Consider the following 23,195-nt stretch of genomic DNA (forward strand, 5'->3'; position numbering starts at 1 on the left):
GGGGGCTTGCTCCCGATAGCGGTGTAACAGTCAGCACATACTCAGCTGACAGATCGCTATCGGGAGCAAGCCCCCTCCCACATTTGGATCTGTGTACGACTTAAGGGTTGCGTGCCAGATTCCCGGGCAGCACTCGCTTTGCACTCAGGTAGGCATTCTGCCAATACGCTTTGGATAGCGTATCCAGCTTCACCGTACCGCCGGTTTGCGGCGCATGCACAAAGCGCCCTTCCCCGACATAAATCCCCGCATGGCTGACCCGCGAACCACCACCAGTGGCAAAGAACAGCAGATCACCGGTTTGCAGGTTCTGCTCGCTGACGTCCTGGGCACGCATCACAATCAGCTCGCGGGTGGTGCGCGGCAGGGAGATCCCGGCGGCATCGCGGAATACAAAGCCAATCAGGCCGCTGCAATCAAACCCCGAGTCCGGCGTGTTACCGCCCCAACGATAAGGCGTGCCGACCAGGCCCAGGGCGCGGAAGAGCACGTCTTCGGCAGCGGGCGAGAAATTCTGGGTAGCGTAGTTGAACACCGGCTTGGGCTTGACCGCTACAGGCGCGGGCGGCGGTGGACGGCTTGCGCAGGCGCTGAGCAGCGCGGCGCAAACAATAAGAATCAGGCGGGCCGAGGTCGACATGTGCAGAACAATCCTGGTCTGGATGCGGCTTTCGCTGCCGAACGTTGAAAACCAGAACGCGCAAGCAAAGCTCGCGCGAACGGATGACAACAATGTCCAGGGATTCTAGCGCTTACACGTCAAACTTCAAGTATCACTTTAACTTTACTTACTAGCGGTAACCGTAGTCGGGGCCATGGCGAGTGCGCGCTTGGCTTCGATGAAGGTTTTGCTCCAGTAGCTGTCACCCAGGTTATCGACCCGGACACCACCACTGCGGCGGCTGCTGGAGTGAATAAACTGGTTATCACCCAAGTAGATACCAGCGTGGCTGACACGCCCGCGACCACTGGTACTAAAGAAAAGCAGATCACCCGGCTTGAGGTTGTTGCGTGCGACCAACGGTGCATCCACGTTGATCATTTCGCGCGTCGAGCGAGGCAGATTCATGCCGGCTTCTTCACGAAACAGGTAGCCGATGAAGCCGCTGCAGTCGAAACCAGCTTCAGAGGTACCGCCAAAACGGTAACGGGTACCGATCAGAGACTTGCCGCGTTCAAGAATGCTGTCGGCCAGCAAAGGCAGCTGGTAAGGCTTGCTGCCGGAGAAATCGGCCAGTTCCTTTTCAGTGGCCAGCTCTTCCTCATAAACAGTGGAAGACTGGGCGGCGACAAATTTTTGTTGAGTCTGCTGTTGTGGCTTCTGCTGCTGCTCTACCACCTGCTGAGGGTGGGAGGCGCAACCAAACAACAGGGTAACGAGTGCGAGAGGCACGAGGGGTGCGAAGCGATTTAGCATGGGCACGACCGTGGCTGATGTGTAAAGAAGCCGAGACTATGCCCTCTATCACATCGATTTGCAAATTCAATCGTGATCTATGTGACTTCTGGTTTCGACTATGACATCTAAGCCGTAACTCCAATTATCGCTGCTGCTGCGTGGCCTGCTGGGCTCGAACGCGGGTTTTCTGGCGCCTGAAAAGTGCCGAACCGTGGCAAATCAACCGCTTACCAACCCAACGTCTCTTTCAGGAAAGGGATCGTCAATTTCCTTTGGGCCTGCAACGACGCCTGGTCGAGCTGTTCGAGCAAATCGAACAACGCGCTCATGCTGCGCGTGCCACGGGTAAGGATGAAGTGCCCGACTTCGTCGGTCAGGTGCAGGCCGCGACGGGACGCACGCAGTTGCAGGGCACGCAACTTGTCCTCATCGGATAGTGGGCGCATCTGGAAGATCAGCGCCAGGGTCAGGCGAGACTTGAGGTCAGCCAGCTTCACCGGCAGCTCACGCGGTGAAGTCGATGCGGCGATCAGCAGGCGCCGGCCGCTGTCGCGCAGGCGGTTGAACAGGTGAAACAGCGCTTCTTCCCATTCCGCTTTGCCGGCCACTGCCTGCAAGTCGTCGAGACACACCAGTTCGTACTGCTCAAGATTGTCGAAGATGCCGATACCGCGATCCATCAACTCGGCCAGGGGCAGGTACACCGCCGGCTCCCCCATCTGCTCGAAGCGCAGGCACGCGGCCTGCAGCAGGTGGGTACGCCCCACGCCATGCTTGCCCCACAGATAGATCAGGCTTTCAGTCCACCCGGCGTCGGCTTCGCAGAGCCGCTCGACATAGCCGAGTGCAGCGGCATTGGCGCCTGGGTAGTAGTTGATAAAGGTAGCGTCATCACGCAGACGCACACCTAGGGGCAGCTGAATCGGTTTCATGCTGACTGAACGGCTCCCATCGAACCGTTAGTGGCCTCTATGTAAAGTTTGCAAAGTTTATACCCGTGACGCCGGGCGCACAATGCAGCAGACCACAAGCAAAATCAAAGGTTTGCGTTAACCTGGTGAATTTACGCGGATTGTTTGACGCACCCGCCGCCATAAACAACAAACCCGGCCTGGGCCGGGTTTGTGACATCACGATTACAAATCAGGCTCATCGATGCCCGTGTACACGTCCGAATCCTTATACAAGTCGTGTACATGCCGTACCAGCACCATGATCACCGCCGCCACCGGCAGCGCGAGCAGGATGCCGGTAAAGCCGAACAACTCGCCACCGGCCAGGATCGCAAAGATCACTGCTACCGGGTGCAGGCCAATCCGATCACCCACCAGCAGCGGCGTCAGCACCATGCCTTCCAAGGCCTGGCCGACCATGAATACCGCGACAATCCCCAGCATCGGGTACAGGTCGCCGCCAAACTGGAACAAGCCCGCCACCAGCGCCGCACCGATGCCAATCACGAAGCCCATGTACGGCACAATAGCCGCCAGGCCCGCGATCAGGCCGATCAACAGCCCCAGCTCGAGGCCGATCGCCATCAGACCGGCAGCGTAGATAACCCCCAAGGCCAGCATCACCAGCAATTGGCCGCGGACAAATGCACCGAGCACCTCATGGCATTCTCCTGCCAGCGAGACGATGCGTTCTTCACGGTCACGGGGCAGCAGGCTGCGGATCTTGGCCATCATGATGTCCCAGTCCCGCAGCAGGTAGAAAGCCACCACCGGGATCAGCACCAGGTTGGTCAACCAGCCGATCAGCGCCAGGCTTGAAGCGGTCGCCTGGCTGAGCACCACACTGACGATGTCGGTGGTCTTGTCCATATGTTCGCTGATGGCCGCCTTGACCTTGTCGAACTTCCAGAAACCATCCGCCAGCCCAAACTTGGACTGCGCCCACGGCATTGCCGTGTGCTGCAACCAGTCGAGCATCTGCGGCGCCAGTTCATAGAGGCGAAACAGCTGCTTGGCCAACATCGGTACCAGTATCAACACCAGCGCCGTGATAATCAGTGTGAACAGCGCAAACACCGTGACCACACCCCAGGTGCGCGACATACCGGCTTTTTCCAGGCGATCCACCACGGGATCGAACAGATACGCGAGCAGCAGCGCCACCAGAAACGGCGTCAGGATCGAATGCAGCAAGAACACAAAACCGCACAGCAGGACAATCCCGCCAAGCCACACCCAACGACGCGTATCCGCCATAAACCACTCCATCTGTTATCTATCTACGCCCTCCTTTTATATAGAAGGAGGAGCACCATTTACCAACGAAAACGCAGTTGTGCCTGGGGCTCAGGTGCAGGCGCCGGTTGCGTGTCATCCACCAGCGGTTGCTGAACCGGGACTTCACCTGCGGGAATTTCCTGCAATTTGGCCAGGCTCAATTGGGTACGCAGCTGCTCGGCGCTGCCATTGACGCGATACACAATGCGATTGCCGTCCACTAATTGCGGCTGGCCACCAAAAGGCTCCAGCAAGCGGCCCAATGCCGCGTAGCGCTCCAGGTTCATGCCTTGCACTTCAAGCATCTGCTCGCTGCTCACCCCCGGCTTGACCGCAAAGCGCGGCGCCAGCGCTTGGCTGACCGCCAGCAATACAGCATCGGCCAGTGCGGCAGTGTCAGCGCCCTGGGCAGTGCCCTGCTCGGCCTTGTCGCCCAGCCACAGGCGCCATTTGGCCTGCCACTGATTGCCTTCCTGACGCGCGTGCACAGCGAGCAAAGCATCGGCGCCGTAGCGCTCGGAGGCTGCGCGCAAGGGCGTGGCGTCGGCACTTTCCAGGTTTGGCGCAGTGGCAACCACCTGCTCATCCAGGTCGCCCAGCGGCAGGCGCAGCGGCAAGCCACGGTGTTGCGCGGCCCGGCGCAGCGCCTGGGCAACCGTCTGGCCATCGCCGACCAGGCTGCTGCCTTCGGTGGAATCGTTCAGCCACCAACCGAGGATCGACGGCCGATTGCTGCCCCAGATCGACAGGCCCGCGTCACGCAAGGCGCGATCAGTGCTGACCGGGTCGAAGTCCACTTGCAGGCTTTCCGGTGGGCCGGCGTCGTAGCCGTACTGGCTGATGATTTGTTGCGGGTCCTTGCGGATTGCCGCCAGCCCGGGGCCGTCGGCCGCCTTGGCGTCGCCGGTCAGGCGGATCACCAGGGTCTGCACGGCACGCTGGGTGGCCTGGTCGCGCTCTTGGGGCGACTGGCTGCTGACGGGCTCGAGTACTTGATAGAGGCCATTGAGGGTTTCGGCATGGCTCGCCAGGCTGACCAACGACAAGCAGCCTACAAAAAAGAATTTACACAGACGCATGGAAGATTCCCGAACGACAAATTAGCGGCTGGAACAGACCGTGTGAAACCGGTTTAGCCAGGCTGTGACCACACCAGCCAGCAAAACATTCACAGGGCCTCGATAAGTTTTGGTGCTGTCATAACGATTACGGTTCCAAGGCTATACCTTAACAGCCACCCAAGCAGAGCCGATCAGGATTTTTTCAGCGGTTTTCTACCTATATGGCCCTGCCCGTCGGCCCGAGGATGGCCGCTGCCCCTCAAGCCTGATAAAATCGCGCGCCTTCGCAGACCGTCAACGGCTGGGCCTTTTACCAAAAGCGCCTGCCCGCTCGGTCGTTACCCAGAAATCCCCCCTAAAGGCCTGGATCATGAGCAAGCAACCCTCCCTGAGCTACAAGGACGCCGGTGTAGACATCGACGCCGGTGAAGCATTGGTCGAACGCATCAAGAGCGTCGCCAAGCGCACTGCGCGCCCCGAAGTCATGGGCGGCCTGGGCGGTTTTGGCGCCCTCTGCGAAATCCCGGCCGGCTACAAGCAGCCTGTACTGGTGTCCGGCACCGACGGCGTGGGCACCAAGCTGCGCCTGGCGCTGAACCTGAACAAGCACGACAGCATCGGCATCGACCTGGTTGCCATGTGCGTCAACGATTTGGTGGTGTGCGGCGCCGAGCCGTTGTTCTTCCTCGACTACTACGCCACCGGCAAGCTCAATGTCGAGACCGCGACCCAGGTCGTGACCGGCATCGGCGCCGGCTGTGAACTGTCGGGTTGCTCCCTGGTCGGCGGCGAAACCGCTGAAATGCCAGGCATGTACGAAGGCGAGGACTACGACCTGGCCGGCTTCTGCGTCGGTGTGGTGGAAAAGGCCGAGATCATCGACGGCTCCAAGGTGGCGGCCGGCGACGCCCTGCTCGCCCTGCCATCGTCCGGCCCGCACTCCAACGGCTATTCGCTGATCCGCAAGATCATCGAAGTCTCCGGCGCCGACATCGAGAACATCCAGCTGGACGGCAAGCCACTGACCGACCTGCTGATGGCCCCGACCCGCATCTACGTCAAGCCGCTGCTCAAGCTGATCAAGGACACTGGCGCAGTCAAGGCCATGGCCCACATCACTGGCGGCGGCCTGCTGGACAACATCCCGCGCGTATTGCCAAAAGGCGCCCAGGCGATTGTCGACGTGGCCAGCTGGCAGCGCCCGGCAGTCTTCGATTGGCTGCAGGAGAAAGGCAACGTCAACGAAACCGAGATGCACCGCGTGCTGAACTGCGGCGTGGGCATGGTCATCTGCGTGGCGCAAGAGCACGTTGAAACCGCGCTGAACGTGTTGCGTGAAGCCGGTGAGCAACCTTGGGTCATTGGCCAGATCGCCACTGCTCCGGAAGGCGCAGCCCAGGTTGAACTGAAGAACCTCAAGGCTCACTGATGCCTTCGACCTGTGATGTCGTGGTGCTGCTTTCCGGCACCGGCAGTAACTTGCAGGCCCTGATCGACAGCACGCGCATCGGCGACAGCCCGGTGCGCATCGCTGCGGTGATTTCCAACCGCAACGACGCCTACGGCCTGCAACGCGCCAGGGACGCAGGTATCGAAACCCGCTCCCTGGATCACAAGGCGTTCGATGGTCGCGAAGCCTTCGACCGCGCCTTGATCGAACTGATTGACGCCTTTGAGCCCAAACTGGTGGTGCTGGCCGGCTTCATGCGTATCCTCAGCGCTGATTTCGTGCGGCATTACGAAGGACGCCTGCTCAATATCCACCCTTCCCTGCTGCCCAAGTACAAAGGAATGCACACCCATCAGCGCGCCCTTGAGGCTGGCGACAGCGAGCATGGCTGCAGCGTGCACTTTGTCACCGAGGAACTCGATGGCGGGCCTCTGGTCGTACAGGCAGTGGTTCCGGTAGAGTCAGGCGACTCGGCGCAGACGCTTGCGCAACGGGTTCATACCCAGGAACACAGGATTTACCCGCTGGCTGTTCGCTGGTTTGCCGAGGGGCGGTTGATTCTTGGTGAACAGGGTGCATTATTGGACGGTCAGTTACTCGCGGCCAGCGGCCACTTGATTCGAACCTAGGAGATTTTATGCGTCGCGCCCTGCTCTTCGCTTTTGCGCTGTTCGCTTTGCCTGCCGTACAAGCGGCAGACCTTCACCCTTTCTCCGTCAGCTACACCGCCGACTGGAAACAGCTGCCCATGAGTGGTTCGGCTGAACGCAGCCTGGTCAAGAATGGCGACGGCACCTGGACCTTGAACTTCAAGGCGTCGATGATGATTGCCAGCCTGACCGAAACCAGCGTGATCCTGTTCGACAAGGACACCCTGCAACCCAAGAGCTACAGCTTCGAGCGCGGTGGGCTGGGCAAGGCGAAGAAAATCAATCTGGACTTCGACCAGAGCGCCAAGAAAGTCACCGGCTTTGAAAACAAAGACCCGGTCAATGTCACTCTCGAAAGTGGCATGCTCGACAAGTCCACCTACCAGCTCGCCTTGCAGCGCGACGTCGCCGCCGGCAAGAAAAGCATGAGCTACCGCGTGGTCGAAGGCACTGATACCGATACCTACGACTTCCGCGTAATCGGCCCGGAAAAAGTCCAGACCAAGGTGGGCTCGATCGATGCGATCAAGGTCGAGCGCGTGCGTGACCCGTCACAGAGCAAGCGCATTACCCAGATGTGGTTTGCCAAGGACCAGGGCGGCATCCTGGTAGCCCTGCGCCAGGTTGAGACGGATGGCAAGGAATACAACATCATGCTGCAGGATGGCACTGTTGATGGTCAGGCCGTCAAGGGCAGCTGATTGCTGATGTGCTGCAAAAGAGCCTCGCTGAATGCGGGGCTTTTTTTTGCCTGGAAAGTTTGTTGTGAAGATTCTGACGCCATCGGGAGCAAGCCCCCTCCCACATTTGAAATGCATTCCACTGTGGGAGGGGGCTTGCTCCCGATAGCGACGGCAGAGCCGATAAAAGGCTCACAGCCAGGCTGGAACATGAAACTTTTGTCATAAAACTCATGACCCTGCGACCGAATGCCCCGGTTTTAGCGGCCTGCGCGATTGTTGCGCCTGCTGCAATAAATTGTTGCGTGCAAAAACCGTTTACTTAGCAAGCTAACAAAACATATAACAAAGGCCTGCGACGACTTGCCGCAGATCAACCAGAGATTGGAGCAAGCAGATGACTGTAAAAGTAACTGAACGCGACGATGCACATATGTCCCACGAAGCACTGGGCCATGGGATTCACATCTGGGATGTACACCAACAAGATTTGCTGGTCGGCATGTTTCACAACGAGAGCGACGCTCATAATTATAAAAACGAGCTTGAAACTCTTGAACTGCAACGCCAGGCACAAAGCTCCTGAAACCCTGAAATCCAGCAGCCATCCCAGCCCCACGCAGCTGGAGTGCCTGCAAACAAAAACCCCGCCTTTTCGAGCGGGGTTTTTCATATCTAAAGGTTTACCACATCAGGTCATCCGGAATCTGGTAGGCGGCGTACGGATCATCCTCATCCGGCACCTGGCTTTCAGTCAGGATATTGAGCTGCACGATACGCTCAGGCGCGCGCTCCTGGATCTTCAGCGCCGCTTCCCGTGGGATCACCTCGTAGCCGCCACCGTGGTGCACGATGGCCAGGGAGCCGTTGCTCAGCTTGTTGCGCATCAACGTGTTGACCGACAGGCGCTTGACCTTCTTGTCATCCACGAAGTTGTAGTAGTCCTCGGTGGTCAGCTTAGGCAGGCGCGAGGTCTCGATCAGTTGCTTGACCTGCGCAGTACGGGCCTTGGCCTCGGCTTTTTCCTGTTGCTGACGGTTCAGCTCCTGGTCCCGCTTGACCTTCTCGGCGTGGGCCTCGGCGGCCAGGCGTGCCTGGGTGTCATCGACTTCGGCCTGGCCCTTGTGGACCAGGCGCTGCTGCTTCTGTTTCTCTTTGCCGACCTGCTTGGCCTGCTTTTGGTTGACCAGACCTGCTTTGAGCAACTGGTCGCGAAGGGAAAGGCTCATGGTGCTTACTCACTTAGGCAACTGCTCAACCGCAGCTGGACACATTCTTTTCCTGGCGTTTTGCTTCGCCCCACAGGGCGTCCAACGCTTCGAGGGTGCAATCTTCTATGGGTTGGTGTGCATCGCGCAATGCCTGTTCGATAAAACGGAAACGTCGCTCGAACTTGGCATTGACGCCGCGCAACGCAGTTTCCGGGTCGACCTTGAGGTGACGGGCCAGGTTGACGGCGGCAAACAGCAGGTCACCGACTTCATCGGCAATGGCCTGCGGATCGTTATCGGCCATGGCTTCGAGCACTTCATCCAACTCTTCACGCACGTTGTCTACCACCGGCAAGGCGGCTGGCCAGTCGAAACCGACCTGGCTGGCGCGCTTTTGCAATTTGGCCGCACGGGACAGTGAAGGCAAGGCCGTTGGCACATCATCCAGAAGGGAAAGTTGCTCGGGTGCATCGGATTTTTCCGCACGCTCCTCGGCCTTGATCTGCTCCCAGCGCTCCTTGACCTGTTCTTCGCTCAATTGCGGAATATCCAGCGGTGCATACAGGTCGCCGGTGGGAAACACATGAGGATGGCGTCGAATCAGCTTGCGCGTGATGCTATCAACCACGCCGGCAAATTCGAAGCGACCTTCTTCACGGGCCAGTTGGCTGTAATACACCACCTGGAACAACAGGTCGCCCAACTCGCCTTGCAGGTGATCGAAATCGCCACGCTCGATGGCGTCGGCCACTTCGTAGGCTTCTTCGAGGGTATGCGGGACGATTGTTGCGTAGGTTTGCTTGATGTCCCACGGGCACCCGTATTGCGGGTCGCGCAGGCGGTTCATCAGGTGCAGCAGGTCATCTAGTGAATACATCAATCTCTTTCCACTGAAGATCTAATGTGGGAGGGGGTTCGCTCCCGATAGCGGTGTTTCAGTCACCAGATGTATCAACTGATAGGCAGCTATCGGGAGCAAGCCCCCTCCCACACTTTAAACGGCGTTCACCCAGTTACTCATGGGGTACGGTTACGCCGCGTCTCGATGATGTTCGGCAACTGGGAAATCCGCCCGAGCAAACGCCCCAGCGCATCCAACCCAGGAATCTCGATGGTCAGGGACATCAACGCCGTGTTGTCCTCCTTATTCGAACGGGTATTGACCGCCAGCACGTTGATCCGCTCGTTAAGCAGCACTTGCGAGACGTCCCGCAGCAAACCGGAACGGTCGTAGGCACGAATGATGATGTCCACCGGGTAGGTGAGCACCGGCACCGGGCCCCAGCTGACCTGGATGATCCGCTCCGGCTCGCGCCCGCCCAGTTGCAGCACCGAGGCGCAGTCCTGGCGGTGAATGCTCACGCCACGGCCCTGGGTGATGTAGCCGACAATGGCGTCGCCCGGCAGCGGCTGGCAGCAGCCGGCCATTTGCGTCATCAGGTTGCCCACGCCCTGGATCTGGATATCACCACGCTTGCCCGGCTTGTAACCGGTGGCCTTGCGTGGGATGAGTTCCAGCTGTTCGTTGCCGCGCTCCGGCTCGACCAGTTGCTGGGCCAGGTTGACCAGTTGCGCCAGACGCAGGTCGCCGGCACCGAGGGCAGCGAACATGTCTTCGGCGATCTTCATGTTGGCCTTTTCGGCCAGCTTGTCAAAGTCCACCTGGGGCAGGCCCAGACGCGCCAGCTCGCGTTCGAGCAGGGTCTTGCCGGCAGCGACGTTCTGGTCGCGCGCCTGCAGCTTGAACCAGTGGACGATTTTCGCCCGCGCCCGCGAGGTGGTGATGTAGCCCAGGTTCGGGTTCAACCAGTCGCGGCTCGGCGTGCCGTGCTTGCTGGTGATGATCTCGACCTGTTCACCGGTTTGCAGGCTGTAGTTGAGCGGTACGATGCGCCCGTTGATCTTGGCGCCGCGGCAGTTATGGCCGATTTCGGTGTGCACGCGGTAGGCGAAGTCCAGCGGCGTGGCGCCCTTGGGCAAGTCGATGGCATGGCCGTCAGGGGTAAAGATATAGACCCGGTCCGGCTCGATATCCACGCGCAGTTGATCGGCCAGGCCGCCGATGTCGCCAAGTTCTTCGTGCCATTCCAGCACCTGGCGCAGCCAGGAGATTTTCTCTTCGTACTGGTTGGACCCGGCTTTGACGTCGGTACCCTTGTAGCGCCAGTGTGCGCACACGCCCAGCTCGGCCTCTTCGTGCATGGCGTGGGTGCGGATCTGCACTTCCAGCACCTTGCCCTCGGGGCCGATTACCGCGGTGTGCAGCGAGCGATAGCCGTTTTCCTTGGGGTTGGCGATGTAGTCGTCGAATTCCTTGGGGATATGGCGCCACAGGGTGTGGACGATACCCAGCGCGGTGTAGCAATCGCGCATTTCCGGCACCAGCACGCGCACGGCGCGCACGTCGTAGATCTGGCTGAAAGCCAGGCCTTTGCGCTGCATTTTGCGCCAGATGGAATAGATGTGCTTGGCGCGGCCGCTGATGTCGGCGTCCACGCCGGTGGCCTGCAACTCGGAACGCAGCTGGCCCATCACATCGCTGATAAAGCGCTCGCGGTCCAGGCGCCGCTCATGCAGCAGCGTGGCAATCTGTTTGTATTGCTCGGGTTCCAGGTAGCGGAAGGACAGATCCTCCAGCTCCCACTTGATATGGCCGATACCCAGGCGGTGGGCCAGCGGAGCATAGATGTCGAAGACTTCGCGGGCGACGCGGTTGCGCTTCTCGTCGTCGGCAGTTTTTACCGCACGGATCGCACAGGTACGCTCGGCCAGCTTGATCAGGGCGACGCGCACGTCGTCGACCATCGCCACCAGCATCTTGCGCAGGTTTTCCACCTGGCCCTGGGTGCCCAGCACCATCGACTGGCGCGGGCTGAGGCTGGCACTGATGGCCGCCATGCGCAGCACGCCGTCGATCAGCTTGGCCACCACTGAGCCGAAGCGCTGGCCAACGGTTGCCAACGGAATATGCCCTTCACGCACGCCGCGATAGAGCACGGCGGCGATCAGCGAATCCTGGTCGAGCTTGAGATCGGCCAGGATCTCGGCGATTTCCAACCCGGTGCGAAAGCTTGAAGTGCCTTCGGCCCACAGGTTCTTGGCCGCATTGTCTTGCTGCTCAGACTCACGAGCGAACTCGCAGGCTGCCTTCAAGGCTTCACGGTCCAGTGCCGGGTCGACACTGACGGCATGATCCAGCCATGCCTCGAGATTGATACTGCCGTCGGTGTTGATCGGCTGGTGTGCTCTCACCTGTACCATCTTGCTTACCTTCCCTACGACGCACCTTCAGTGCGCCAATGAATCATCGCTGACCTTTTGCAGCAGACTCCCTGGCGGATCAGGGCCTTGGAGAATGCAGGCCAGTCGGATTAAACGGGCATCCTAGCCCGCTTCAAATAACGCCATGGCCTCGACATGCGCGGTCTGCGGAAACATGTCGAGGATCCCGGCACGCTTTAGCCGGTAGCCTTGCTTGACCAACTCAACCGTGTCCCGCGCCAGCGTGGCCGGGTTGCAGGACACATACACCAGGCGCTTGGCCCCCAAGGTGGCGAGCTTGCGCACAACCTCCAGGGCACCATCGCGGGGTGGGTCCAAGAGTACCGCAGAAAAGCCCTGTTTGGCCCACTCCGCGTCCGTTAAAGGCTGGGACAAATCCGCCTGGAAAAACTGTGCGTTATGCACATTGTTGCTCTCAGCGTTGAGTGCGGCGCGGTCCACCATGGCCTGTACGCCCTCCACCGCCACCACTTCGCGTGCTTGACGAGCCAGTGGCAAGGCAAAGTTGCCCAGGCCGCAAAACAGATCGAGCACCCGTTCGTCGGACTGTGGCGCCAGCCATTCCAGGGCCTGGGCAACCATCGCCTGGTTGACCCCGGCGTTGACTTGCACGAAGTCTCCCGGCCGGTAAGCCAGCTCCAGATCCCAGGCGTCCAGTCGGAAACCCAGGGCCAGGTCGGGTTCGACGGGTTCCGGTTGCCCTTCCCCGTGCAGCCACAATTGGGCGTCATGGAAGGCGCAGAACTCCTTGAGGATCTGCACGTCAGCCTCGGACAACGGCGCCATATGCCGCAGCAACACCGCGATGGTGGAGCCGCTGAACAACTCCACATGCCCCAGCGCCTGCGGCTTGCTCAAACGACGCAGCATGTTCGGCAGACGCTGCATGATCGGTTGCAAGGCCTGTACCAGCACGGGGCAATCATCGATAGCGACGATGTCCTGGCTGGCTACGGCGCGAAAACCCACTTCGAGTTGCTTTGCCTTGGCGTCCCAACGCACCGCCACACGGGCGCGACGCCGATAACTGAACTCCGGCCCGCTCAATGGCGGCGCCCATTCTTGCGGTTCGACACCGGCCACCCGCGACAATTGCTCGGCGAGCATGCGCTGTTTCAGGGCAAGTTGTTCTTCATGGGGCAGGTGCTGCACGCTGCAACCACCGCAACGGCCAACGTGGGCGCAGGGTGCCGGGCGACGCAGTTCGCTGGCCTGGAACACCCGCTCGGTGCGCGCCTCGACCACTTTGCCATGGGCGCCCAACACCCGTGCTTCCACCTCTTCGCCGGCCAACGCACCATTTACAAACCAAGTGCGGCCTTCAAAGAACACGATGCCCCGACCGTCATTGGCCAGGCGCTCAATGGTCAGGCGCTGTTTCTTGCCCACGGGTATCTGTGGGGCCCGGCTGCCGCCCGTCGGTTGGAAGCGCAGGCCTCTCTCGTGCTTGGCCATCAGTTGGGTTCGTCGAAAATGCCGGTCGACAGATAGCGGTCGCCTCGGTCACAGATGATCGCGACGATCACCGCGTTTTCCACCTCTTTGGACAAGCGCAACATACCGGCCACGGCACCACCGGAGGACACGCCACAGAATATGCCCTCTTCACGGGCCAGGCGGCGTGTGGTGTCTTCGGCTTCACGCTGGGCCATGTCGATAATGCGGTCCACCCGCGTGGCGTTGTAGATCTTGGGCAAGTACTCTTCGGGCCAGCGGCGGATGCCTGGGATGGCCGCGCCTTCCATCGGTTGCAGGCCAACGATCTGGATCGCCGGGTTCTGCTCCTTGAGGTAGCGCGAGTTACCCATGATGGTACCGGTGGTGCCCATGGAGCTGACGAAATGAGTGATGGTGCCCTGGGTCTGGCGCCAGATTTCCGGACCGGTGCTGGTGTAGTGCGCTTCGGGGTTATCACCGTTGGCGAACTGGTCCAGTACCACGCCACGGTCTTCGGCGGCCATGCGCTCAGCGAGGTCACGGGCGCCTTCCATGCCTTCTTCCTGGCTCACCAGAATAAGCTGAGCGCCATAGGCGGTCATTGCTGCCTTGCGCTCGGCACTGCCGTTGTCGGGCATGATCAGCACCATTTTGTAGCCTTTGATCGCGGCGGCCATGGCCAGGGCGATCCCGGTGTTGCCGGAGGTGGCTTCGATCAGGGTGTCGCCGGGCTTGATCTGCCCACGCAGCTCGGCGCGCGCGATCATCGACAGTGCCGGGCGGTCTTTGACCGAGCCGGCCGGGTTGTTGCCTTCGAGCTTGAGCAACAGGGTATTGCTGGTTTCACCCGCCATGCGTTGCAAGCGGACCAGGGGCGTGTTGCCGACGCAATCGGCGATTGTTGGGTACTGCAAGGTCATGGCGTATTCGCAATCCAGACTGCGGGGCGAACATCATACCGGGAAAGGCCGGCGGGCCATATCACGCAAAGTGTGGTGCTTATGGCTTATAGGAATAAGCGAACAAATTGGCGACTGTTCGGACGCCATCGGGAGCAAGCCCCCTCCCACAGTTGATCGCATTCCATCATGAGAATGCGGTCGAATGAGGGAGGGGGCTTGCTCCCGATGGTCGCGCCTCGATAAACCTGCTACTCCTGCCGTCCGCCGCCATGATTTCTCCGGAAAATTTCTTCCCCCATCGCCGCAATCTGCCCCTCAATCAATGCTTCAAAGGGTTTGAGCAGCGGCTCGAAGGATACCGGCGCTTCCAGTACCTGCAGCGCTTGCATGATGGCTTCGAGCGTCGACAAGGCTCCGGGCCCCGGCGCCTTGCGCAAGCGATACCGGGAGACGCCGCCGTTGGCCAATGTCACCCGAGGCAACGCCGCCAGCAACGGGTTGAGGTGCAACAGTTTGCGCGCCTTGCGCCAAGTGCCATCGGGCACCACCAGCAACAGCGGCTGGTCATCGGGCGCGTAGGCTTGCAAAGGCTGGGCATCATCGGCAGGAAACAACAGCCGAGCCTGATACCCAGGCGCGCTCAATAACGTCGCCAGGTCATCAAACACCTCGCCCACCAGCAACTGCGCATTATTCAAGCCCAACGCCGCCAACCGTGCGGTATTGAGCGCATGGTTGACCTCGCTCGGATGCTGCAACAACAACACGCGGGTACGGCTGTCGAGGTGGGGGATCAGCGCACAGAGGCAGTGAGTGGTCGGCCGCAGGCATCGCGGGCATTGGGGTCTGGACATGTGTTTTCAGGCCTGGTTGAGCTGGGTCTTGAGCAAGTCGCGGAAAGTCTGGATCAGCGGTTCACGGCTGCGACCACGGCGCATGATCATCGAAAACGGTGCCTGATAGCCGAACGTGGCGGGCAGCAATACACGCAGGTCGCCCTTGTCGGCCCACGCCTGGGCGTAGTGCTCGGGCAGGTAGCCGATGTACGCGCCGGACAGCACCAGGATCAGTTGAGCCTCCATACTTTCCACCGTCGCGGCACTGTGCTTGAAACCATGGCGCGCCAACTCGGCCTGGCTCCAATAGCCACGGCCGACCATGCGCTGCTGGGTGATCACTTGTTCAGGGATACGCCGCTCATTGAACAGCGGATGCCGGGTGCTGCAATAAAGCCAGTGCTGTTCACGGTACAGCGGCATGTAGACCAGTCCGCTCATGCGATTGGAAAACGCGCCGATGGCCAGGTCCAGGCGGTTGTCCTGTACACCCAGTTGTAGTTCATAGGGGCTCATCACCGACAGGTGCAGGTGCACTGCCGGGTGCTCCAGGCTGTAGGCGCCGATCACCTCGGCGAAGGGCAAGGCCTTGTCGCTGACGGTGGAGTCGAGCACGCCGAGCTTGAGGGTACCGCGCAGCTCGCCTTTCAACGCCGCGGCGTATTGTTCGAAGCCTTCCAGTTCGCCCAGCAGGCGCAGGGTTTCCTGATGAAACAGCTCGCCCTTGCTGGTCAGGCTGAAACCACCACGACCACGATGGCACAGCACCAGGCCCAAGGCTGATTCCAGCTGGCTCATATAGGTGCTGATGGCCGATGTGGACAGGTTGAGTTCGTGCTGGGCATTGGCGAAACCCTGATGGCGCACGACGCTGACGAAGATGCGCAGCAGTTTCAGGTCGGGCAAGGCGTTGGCCATAGGGTCTCCACAAACTTCAACTAACTGTAGGAGCGAGCTTGCTCGCGAAAAACCTGAGGACGCCGCGTACATTCTGGATGCCTGCGTCATCGCTGACGTTTTTTGCGAGCAAGCTCGCTCCTACAGGATCAGGGAGTTTACCCCAGTCATTAGTTTAGAAAAATCTGAACTAAGTATTTGCCCCAGCCGATTCTTCCTACGCCAGGCTTTTCGCAGAATCGCCCACTAATAAACAAAACAACGATGAGGCAATCCCGTGGACAAGATTTTCCACCAACCACTGGGCGGCAACGAAATGCCGCGCTTCGCCGGCATCGCCACCATGATGCGTCTTCCTCACCTGCAAACGGCCAAGGGCCTGGACGCCGCCTTTATTGGCGTGCCCCTGGATATCGGCACCTCATTGCGCGCCGGCACGCGTTTCGGCCCACGGGAGATCCGAGCCGAGTCGGTGATGATCCGTCCGTACAACATGGCCACCGGCGCGGCACCGTTCGACTCGCTGTCGGTGGCCGATATCGGCGACGTGGCGATCAACACCTTCAACCTGCTCGACGCCGTGCGCATCATCGAAGAAGCCTACGATGAAATCCTTGAGCACGATGTGATCCCCCTGACCCTGGGGGGCGATCACACCATCACCCTGCCGATCCTGCGGGCGATCCACAAGAAACACGGCAAGGTCGGGCTGGTGCACATCGACGCCCACGCCGACGTCAATGACCATATGTTCGGCGAGAAAATTGCCCACGGCACCACCTTCCGCCGTGCCGTGGAAGAAGGCTTGCTCGATTGCGACCGCGTGGTGCAGATCGGCCTGCGTGCCCAGGGCTACACCGCCGAAGACTTCAACTGGAGCCGCAAACAGGGCTTTCGCGTGGTACAGGCCGAAGAATGCTGGCATCACTCCCTCGCGCCGTTGATGGCCGAAGTACGCGAGAAAGTCGGCGGCGGCCCGGTGTACCTGAGCTTCGACATCGACGGCATCGACCCCGCCTGGGCGCCCGGCACCGGCACCCCGGAAATCGGTGGGCTGACCACCATCCAGGCCATCGAGATCATCCGCGGTTGCCAGGGCCTCGACCTGATTGGTTGCGACCTGGTAGAGGTTTCGCCGCCCTACGACACCACCGGCAACACCTCGCTGCTCGGCGCCAACCTGCTGTACGAGATGCTTTGCGTACTGCCGGGCGTGGCGCATCGCTGATGAACGCACACGGGGTATGAAAATAACAAGAACCGTCTTTACACACTGACAACCAAGGGGGTCGTAGAGCCCCCTCCTCGAGATACCTGACTTTCGCTCGCGTGTTTACGGAGCCGGCTGCCGCCTGATCGACCATAAAAAATATAATCGGAGAATCACCGCCATGGCTTTGGATTTATTCGTCGTACTCCTCTACGCCGCCGGCATGCTCGTGCTCGGCTACTACGGCATGCGCCGTGCTAAAACCCACGAAGACTACCTGGTGGCCGGCCGTAACCTCGGCCCGTCGCTGTACATGGGTACCATGGCCGCCACGGTATTGGGCGGCGCTTCCACCGTCGGCACCGTGCGCCTGGGCTACGTGCACGGCATTTCCGGTTTCTGGCTGTGCGCCGCGCTGGGTGCGGGAATCATCGCGCTGAACCTGTTCCTGGCCAAGCCGCTGTTGAAGTTGAAGATATTCACCGTCACCCAGGTCCTGGAAAAACGCTACAACCCCATGGCGCGCCAGGCCAGTGCGGTGATCATGCTGGCCTACGCGCTGATGATCGGGGTGACTTCGATCCTGGCCATCGGCACTGTGCTGCAAGTGCTGTTCGACCTGCCGTTCTGGATGTCGGTACTGGTAGGTGGTGGGGTGGTGGTGGTGTATTCGACCATCGGCGGCATGTGGTCGCTGACCCTCACCGATATCGTGCAATTCGTGATCAAGACCGTCGGCTTGATGTTCATCCTGCTGCCGATCTGCCTGTACCGCGTCGGCGGCTGGGACGAACTGGTGGCCAAGCTGCCAGCGTCGAGCTTCAGCTTCACCGCCATTGGCTGGGACACGATCATCACCTACTTCATGATCTACTTCTTCGGCATCCTGATCGGCCAGGATATCTGGCAACGGGTGTTCACTGCCCGTGATGAAAAGGTCGCCCAATACGCCGGCACGTTCGCAGGTTTCTACTGCATCCTCTACGGCTTGGCCTGTGCGCTGATCGGCATGGCCGCCCATGTGCTGATCCCGGACCTGGACAACGTCAACAATGCCTTCGCCGCCATCGTCAAAGCTTCGTTGCCGGATGGCATCCGTGGCCTGGTCATCGCCGCCGCACTGGCCGCGATGATGTCTACCGCCAGCGCCGGCTTGCTCGCCGCCTCCACCGTACTGACCGAGGACCTGCTGCCACGGCTGCGCGGTGGCAAGCAATCGAGCCTGCGCATCAACCGCTTGTTCACCCTGCTGACCGGCGTCGCCGTACTGTGTATTGCCCTGGTGGTGAACGATGTGATCAGCGCCCTGACCCTGGCCTATAACCTGCTGGTAGGCGGTATGTTGGTGCCATTGATTGGCGCGATCTTCTGGAAGCGCGCAACAACCTCGGGCGCAATTACGTCCATGACCCTGGGTTTTGTGACCGCACTGGTGTTTATGTTCAAGGATGGGCTGGCCGCAAACACGCCGATTTACTACAGCCTGGCGGTCGCGCTGGTGAGTTTTGTGCTGGTGAGCTTAGTGTCGCGCCGACCGGATACAGTGGCGGCTCGGACGGTTTGAGCTATAAAAGGATTTAGCGAGTTTCTTCAGCGGGCGCGACGTCGGAGGTCGCGCCCGTTTTTTTTCGCCTTGAGCAAACAAATGCGAGAGCGAATGCTTAGCGGCGACGTGGCCGACGCTGCTCATCATCAGTACGGATCGGCACCGGTTGCAGCGGTGGCTCGATCAAGCCCAGCGCAACGCCAAGGTCATGGAGCCAGTTCTGGATTTTCTCTTTCATGGTTGCCCCCTTTGAGGGTAGTGCTGGTCGGCGTGAGTTTTGTCGCCGTTTCCTACAGTGATAGTAGCCTTAAGTCCTAGGTATTGCTTGAACGAAACCACAACGAACTATTACTGGATTGATCCGAATCCTGACGGATCGTTCAAGCAATCGCACGGGTATCTGGCAAAGACTCGGCCCTACCCTCTTGCTGCAGGTCGATCCATGCATTGAGGTTAGCGCCGAGCATACCCTTTCGCCACATCAGCCAGGTGGTTGCAGTGGCAAAAGGCCCAGTCAGCGGATGAACGGACACGCTGTCCTTGCCTGGCAGGCTGTTGAGCATGGATTCGGACATCAACGCCACCCCGGAACCGGCGATCACGCAAGCGAGCATGCCTTGGTAGGACTCGATCTCGATCGCCCGCCCCATGGCGACGCGATCATGGGAAAACCAGGTTTCCAAGCGGGTGCGGTAGGCGCAGCTGCGTCGAAAAGTGAACACCGAACGGCCAGCCACGTCCTGTGGACCGCGCACCGGCGGGTGATCAGCCTCGCAAATCAGTACCAGACGCTCTTCGCATAAAGGCACGCCATCCAAGCTGGCGATCGTCATCGGACCGTCCACAAAAGCTGCGTCCAGACGCCCAGTGATCAAACCTTCCAGCAGTTCCCCGCTGGGTGCCGACTGCACCTGCAGGTTCACCATGGGATAAGTCTTGTGATAACGCGCCAGCAGTTTCGGCAAGTGGACTGCCGCGGTGCTGTACATGCTACCCAACACAAAGTCACCGGCCGGTTGCCCGCCTTGTACGGCGCCGTGGGCTTCGTCATGCAGCGCCAGCAGCCGAGTGCTGTAGTCCAGCAGCACCTTGCCCGCAGGAGAAAGCTGCAAACGCTGGCGCTCACGGACGAACAGCTCGACGCCGAGCTGTTCCTCCATCTGCTTGAGCCGAGTCGACAGGTTCGAGGGCACGCGGTGCAGACGCTCAGCCGCACGGGTAATGGAGCCCTCTTCTGCCACCGCCTGGAAAATCCGCAATTGACTGAACTCCATACCTTTCTCCAAAACTGAACAAGTTTCTCACTATTATTCATTTTTACAGAAAGTCAATCCACCTTAGCCTGCAAGTCATTCGCTTTCTTGCAGGAACCCTGAGCATGTCACCGCTGATTCGTTTACTCGCCAGCTTCATCGCCCTGATGATGGCCATGGGCATTGGCCGCTTTGCCCTCACTCCGCAAATGCCACATCTGCTCAGCGAAGGTCAGATCGACCTGACCGGCGCCGGGCTGATCGCCGCCGCCAACTACCTGGGCTACTTCGTGGGCGCGGTGGACTCGATCTTTGCCCGCAGCCATCAGCATGTACGCGGGCGCCTCTACGGCGGGCTATGGCTCTGCGTATTGCTGACCCTGGCGTCGTATTGGGCCAACGGGTTCTGGCCACACTTGCTGTTGCGCTTCGGCACCGGCGTGGCAAGCGCCTGGGTGTTGGTGATGATCACCAGTTTGAGCCAACCGCTGGCGATTGCCGCCGGAAGACCACGCCTGGGCGCGTTGATCTTTGCCGGGCCGGGGCTGGGGATCTTGCTGACAGGTTTGCTGGCGCTGGGCTCGAATCTCAGGGGGCAAAGTTCTGCCACGCTGTGGTTGATCTACGGCGTGGTGGCGTTGCTGATGCTGCTGGCGATCCTGGCGTTTTTACCCAAGCCGACCCTCGCACCTGCACAGGCCACCAGCGCAGGTAATAACGGCAGCATCGCGCACCTGTGCTGGATTTACTTTTTATACGGCCTGGGCTACATCATACCGGCGACCTTTCTCTCACAGATGGCCAGCGCACAGTTCAAAGGCGCCTGGCAGGCCGATCTGTTCTGGCCCTGCTTTGGCCTGGCGGCCGCGCTGGGTGTGGCGGTGGCAAGCCTGCGCCGCAAGGACCCACACACCACCCGCCACTGGCTGATGGCGACCTTGTGGCTGCAAGCAGCAGGCGTGTTTGCCTGCCTGCTCGGCAATAGCTGGGGCCTGGCGCTCGGTGTGTTGCTGTGCGGTGCGCCCTTCCTGGCCTGCATGCAATTGGTTATGGCCCGCTTGCGGGAAGTCGCGCCCCACGGCTACCAACGCAGCACCGGGCTGTTGACCGCCAGCTTTGCCATCGGCCAACTGAGCGGGCCGCTGCTGGCGTCGGTGAGCAGCCACCTCAGTGGTGGCCTGCAACCGGCGCTGGCCATCGCAGGCACCGGGTTGTTATTGGCAGGCTCAGTGTTGATCAACCGCTCCCTACCGACGCAGCCGATGTGCACACAGATGGCCGACGGTGCAGCACATCGCCGTTAGGCAGGTGCCCCACGCCATGTCCATCACCGCCAGCCCGGCTGACCAGCCTTCAAGCGTGGCCCAGTTGCTCAGGTCATAAGTGCCATAGGCCACCAGGCCAAGCAGGGCGCCCAAACGCGCAGCGCGTTGCCAGCTTGCGCTGGGCAAGATCACCAGCACCACACAACCGAGCACATACAGGAGATAGAACAATACCGCCGGCAACAGGCGCGGCTGATCAAGCATCAGCGGGCCGAGCAGGGATTTGTAGGTGGGACCCATCAGGACGCCGAGCCATAGGCCGTCAAGGATGAGAAAGGCGAGCAGGGTGCCGAGGTAGGCGAAGAGCGTTCTCTTGGACATGACACAAGCCTTTGTAAGAGCGAGCGTATTGTGGCGAGCAAGCTTGCTTGCGCTGGGGTGCGAAGCGCCCCCAAAAGCTCGCGACTGCTGCGCAGTCGAGCGGGAGCAAGCTCCCTCGCCACAATAAGCTCGCTCCTACAAAGATCCAGGCGCGATCAGCTTAGTTCAATGCGATCGGCATGAATCACAATCTGGCCCTGCTTGTAGAGCGCACCAATGGCCTTCTTGAAGTTGCCCTTGCTCACGCCGAACAAGTTGCTGATCACGGCCGGATCGCTTTTATCGCTGACCGGCAGCGTGCCATTGTTGTCGCGCAACTTGGCGAGGATCTTGGAGTTCAGGCTGGAGGCTGCTTCCTGGCCAACCGGTTGCAGGCTCAGGCTGATGTTGCCATCGGCACGGATCTCCTTGATAAAGCCTTTTTCTTCCTTGCCCGGGCGCAGGAACTTGAACACTTCGTTCTTGTGGATCAGGCCCCAGTGCTTGTTGTTGATGATCGCCTTGAAGCCCATGTCCGTGGCTTCGGCCACCAGCAGGTCGACTTCCTGGCCCACTTGGTAGTTGGCTGGCGTCTTGTCCAGGTAGCGGTCAAGACGTGCGGTGGCGGTGATGCGCTTGGTGTGCTTGTCGAGGTAGACGTGCACCACGCAATACTCACCCGCGGTCAATTGGCGTTTTTCTTCCGAATACGGCAGCAGCAGATCCTTTGGCAACCCCCAATCGAGGAATACACCGATGCTGTTGACCTCCACAACTTTCAAACTGGCAAATTCGCCGACTTGAACTTTGGGTTTTTCGGTGGTGGCGATAAGTTTGTCATCGCTGTCCAGATAAATGAAAACGTTAAGCCAGTCTTCATCTTCACTGGGAATATCTTTAGGGATATACCGATTAGGCAAGAGGATTTCCCCATCTTGCGCACCATCCAGGTACAAACCGAAGTTAGTATGCTTGACCACTTGCAAGCTGTTGTAGCGCCCGATTAAAGCCATTTCCAATACCCTCATTGCGTGGGCGGCATTCTACCCGAGTTGCGCCTTGCACGCGCGTACGCCTGAAAAATCACGGGCTGGCATGGCGTTACACTGGCAACGCTCCACTCGTCTGATCAATCGGTTGAATTTTGCCGTGTCACCCTCTTCGGCCCGCCCAATGGTTCCGAGCTAAAACAGTAAGTTAGCGCTTTATTTCATCGATTATCTGCGTTTATCCCGAGGCCTGTAACTTATTGCCCGGGGATATTTGCCAAGCAATTGTCAAGTATTTCCTGTACGATGCCTGGCCAAGTTAATTTTCTACAGGTTAGTGGCCGCCATGCGCGTAAAAGCATCCAACAGCAAAGCAAAGCCAGCTCCCGCCGTTGAAACCAGCGAATCGATCAACAGCCAGATTGCTGCGTTCCTCAAGTCCGGTGGCGAAATCCAGCAGATTGCCAAGGGCGTGAGTGGCCAGACTTTCGGCCCGTCCAAGCAGATCAGCCTGGGCAAGAAGTAATACCTGCGCA

At 59.9% G+C, this 23,195-nt stretch carries 24 protein-coding genes; 8 read left to right on the forward strand and 16 right to left on the reverse strand.

The genetic code is table 11. From position 1 onward, the window contains the following. Nucleotides 1-100: 100 nt before the first annotated feature. The 5 genes from QYQ93_RS20930 to QYQ93_RS20950 form a co-directional block, all read right to left on the reverse strand. Entirely contained in the window at nucleotides 101-640 is a 540-nt protein-coding gene (locus QYQ93_RS20930) for a C40 family peptidase (protein ID WP_034117134.1), read from the reverse strand. A gap of 144 nt (nucleotides 641-784) precedes the next feature. Then, nucleotides 785-1,417, reverse strand: a complete 633-nt coding sequence (locus QYQ93_RS20935) for a C40 family peptidase (protein ID WP_338475400.1) — start codon at nucleotides 1,415-1,417, stop codon at nucleotides 785-787. A gap of 209 nt (nucleotides 1,418-1,626) precedes the next feature. Next, on the reverse strand, nucleotides 1,627-2,331 hold the full coding sequence (hda, locus tag QYQ93_RS20940) for a DnaA regulatory inactivator Hda (protein ID WP_003193052.1): 705 nt from the start codon (nucleotides 2,329-2,331) through the stop codon (nucleotides 1,627-1,629). 204 nt (nucleotides 2,332-2,535) lie between these two features. Beyond that, nucleotides 2,536-3,609 carry an AI-2E family transporter gene (locus tag QYQ93_RS20945; RefSeq protein ID WP_043048930.1) on the reverse strand — a complete coding sequence of 358 codons (1,074 nt, stop codon included), beginning with the start codon at nucleotides 3,607-3,609 and terminating at the stop codon, nucleotides 2,536-2,538. A 59-nt stretch (nucleotides 3,610-3,668) separates the two neighbouring features. Next, a complete protein-coding gene (locus QYQ93_RS20950; RefSeq protein ID WP_043048931.1) occupies nucleotides 3,669-4,709 on the reverse strand; it encodes a DUF2066 domain-containing protein in 1,041 nt (346 codons plus the stop codon). A 352-nt stretch (nucleotides 4,710-5,061) separates the two neighbouring features. Between QYQ93_RS20950 and purM the strand changes: the two genes are divergently transcribed. From purM to QYQ93_RS20970, 4 genes are all read left to right on the forward strand, one after another. Then, a complete protein-coding gene (gene purM / locus QYQ93_RS20955; RefSeq protein WP_005790182.1) occupies nucleotides 5,062-6,120 on the forward strand; it encodes a phosphoribosylformylglycinamidine cyclo-ligase in 1,059 nt (352 codons plus the stop codon). Continuing rightward, entirely contained in the window at nucleotides 6,120-6,770 is a 651-nt protein-coding gene (gene purN / locus QYQ93_RS20960; protein WP_043048932.1) for a phosphoribosylglycinamide formyltransferase, read from the forward strand. The genes purM and purN overlap by 1 nt, the downstream gene beginning before the upstream one ends. A gap of 8 nt (nucleotides 6,771-6,778) precedes the next feature. Next, a complete protein-coding gene (locus QYQ93_RS20965) occupies nucleotides 6,779-7,492 on the forward strand; it encodes a DUF3108 domain-containing protein (protein ID WP_043048933.1) in 714 nt (237 codons plus the stop codon). 376 nt (nucleotides 7,493-7,868) lie between these two features. Beyond that, entirely contained in the window at nucleotides 7,869-8,057 is a 189-nt protein-coding gene (locus QYQ93_RS20970) for a hypothetical protein (protein WP_043048934.1), read from the forward strand. 97 nt (nucleotides 8,058-8,154) lie between these two features. On the opposite strand, the gene QYQ93_RS20975 is transcribed toward QYQ93_RS20970, so the two are convergent. The 7 genes from QYQ93_RS20975 to QYQ93_RS21005 all read right to left on the reverse strand — a co-directional run bounded on the left by QYQ93_RS20975 (nucleotide 8,155) and on the right by QYQ93_RS21005 (nucleotide 16,057). Further along, nucleotides 8,155-8,700 carry a DUF2058 domain-containing protein gene (locus tag QYQ93_RS20975; protein ID WP_014719402.1) on the reverse strand — a complete coding sequence of 182 codons (546 nt, stop codon included), beginning with the start codon at nucleotides 8,698-8,700 and terminating at the stop codon, nucleotides 8,155-8,157. 25 nt (nucleotides 8,701-8,725) lie between these two features. Next, entirely contained in the window at nucleotides 8,726-9,559 is an 834-nt protein-coding gene (mazG, locus tag QYQ93_RS20980; RefSeq protein WP_338475401.1) for a nucleoside triphosphate pyrophosphohydrolase, read from the reverse strand. A gap of 140 nt (nucleotides 9,560-9,699) precedes the next feature. Beyond that, complete coding sequence (relA, locus tag QYQ93_RS20985) at nucleotides 9,700-11,943, reverse strand: GTP diphosphokinase (protein ID WP_043048937.1); 2,244 nt, start codon at nucleotides 11,941-11,943, stop codon at nucleotides 9,700-9,702. Between the two features lie 123 nt (nucleotides 11,944-12,066). After that, on the reverse strand, nucleotides 12,067-13,419 hold the full coding sequence (rlmD, locus tag QYQ93_RS20990; RefSeq protein ID WP_338475402.1) for a 23S rRNA (uracil(1939)-C(5))-methyltransferase RlmD: 1,353 nt from the start codon (nucleotides 13,417-13,419) through the stop codon (nucleotides 12,067-12,069). Next, complete coding sequence (cysM, locus tag QYQ93_RS20995; RefSeq protein WP_338475403.1) at nucleotides 13,419-14,321, reverse strand: cysteine synthase CysM; 903 nt, start codon at nucleotides 14,319-14,321, stop codon at nucleotides 13,419-13,421. The genes rlmD and cysM overlap by 1 nt, the downstream gene beginning before the upstream one ends. A gap of 230 nt (nucleotides 14,322-14,551) precedes the next feature. Beyond that, nucleotides 14,552-15,157, reverse strand: coding sequence for a tRNA-uridine aminocarboxypropyltransferase (locus QYQ93_RS21000; protein ID WP_043048939.1), 606 nt, complete (start codon nucleotides 15,155-15,157; stop codon nucleotides 14,552-14,554). A 6-nt stretch (nucleotides 15,158-15,163) separates the two neighbouring features. Beyond that, nucleotides 15,164-16,057: a LysR family transcriptional regulator gene (locus tag QYQ93_RS21005; RefSeq protein ID WP_032895879.1), complete on the reverse strand. Its 894-nt coding sequence runs from the start codon at nucleotides 16,055-16,057 to the stop codon at nucleotides 15,164-15,166. Between the two features lie 256 nt (nucleotides 16,058-16,313). Between QYQ93_RS21005 and speB the strand changes: the two genes are divergently transcribed. Together speB and QYQ93_RS21020 are read left to right on the forward strand one after the other, a co-directional pair. Beyond that, the gene (speB, locus tag QYQ93_RS21015; RefSeq protein WP_021490873.1) at nucleotides 16,314-17,264 is read left to right on the forward strand and encodes an agmatinase; all 951 of its coding nucleotides are present in this window, start codon (nucleotides 16,314-16,316) and stop codon (nucleotides 17,262-17,264) included. A gap of 163 nt (nucleotides 17,265-17,427) precedes the next feature. Next, a complete protein-coding gene (locus tag QYQ93_RS21020; RefSeq protein ID WP_043048942.1) occupies nucleotides 17,428-18,810 on the forward strand; it encodes a sodium:solute symporter in 1,383 nt (460 codons plus the stop codon). 97 nt (nucleotides 18,811-18,907) lie between these two features. On the opposite strand, the gene QYQ93_RS21025 is transcribed toward QYQ93_RS21020, so the two are convergent. Together QYQ93_RS21025 and ptrR are read right to left on the reverse strand one after the other, a co-directional pair. Next, a complete protein-coding gene (locus QYQ93_RS21025) occupies nucleotides 18,908-19,030 on the reverse strand; it encodes a PA1414 family protein (RefSeq protein ID WP_003193089.1) in 123 nt (40 codons plus the stop codon). A gap of 142 nt (nucleotides 19,031-19,172) precedes the next feature. Then, entirely contained in the window at nucleotides 19,173-20,066 is an 894-nt protein-coding gene (ptrR, locus tag QYQ93_RS21030; protein WP_338475404.1) for a putrescine utilization regulator PtrR, read from the reverse strand. A 104-nt stretch (nucleotides 20,067-20,170) separates the two neighbouring features. Here ptrR and QYQ93_RS21035 point away from each other — a divergent pair, with 104 nt between their 5' ends. Continuing rightward, nucleotides 20,171-21,349 (forward strand): YbfB/YjiJ family MFS transporter, encoded by a 1,179-nt coding sequence (locus QYQ93_RS21035; protein ID WP_338475405.1) that lies wholly within the window; start codon nucleotides 20,171-20,173, stop codon nucleotides 21,347-21,349. On the opposite strand, the gene QYQ93_RS21040 is transcribed toward QYQ93_RS21035, so the two are convergent. Both QYQ93_RS21040 and QYQ93_RS21045 read right to left on the reverse strand, forming a co-directional pair. Then, entirely contained in the window at nucleotides 21,293-21,691 is a 399-nt protein-coding gene (locus tag QYQ93_RS21040) for a DUF2177 family protein (RefSeq protein WP_043048946.1), read from the reverse strand. The genes QYQ93_RS21035 and QYQ93_RS21040 overlap by 57 nt on opposite strands. A 155-nt stretch (nucleotides 21,692-21,846) precedes the next feature. Continuing rightward, nucleotides 21,847-22,683, reverse strand: coding sequence for a CvfB family protein (locus QYQ93_RS21045; protein WP_338475406.1), 837 nt, complete (start codon nucleotides 22,681-22,683; stop codon nucleotides 21,847-21,849). Between the two features lie 322 nt (nucleotides 22,684-23,005). On the opposite strand from QYQ93_RS21045, the gene QYQ93_RS21050 reads away from it, so the two are divergent. After that, the gene (locus QYQ93_RS21050; RefSeq protein ID WP_003193095.1) at nucleotides 23,006-23,185 is read left to right on the forward strand and encodes a hypothetical protein; all 180 of its coding nucleotides are present in this window, start codon (nucleotides 23,006-23,008) and stop codon (nucleotides 23,183-23,185) included. Nucleotides 23,186-23,195 lie beyond the last annotated feature (10 nt).

The sequence above is a fragment of the Pseudomonas khavaziana genome (assembly GCF_036704165.1).
GTDB lineage: Bacteria > Pseudomonadota > Gammaproteobacteria > Pseudomonadales > Pseudomonadaceae > Aquipseudomonas > Aquipseudomonas khavaziana.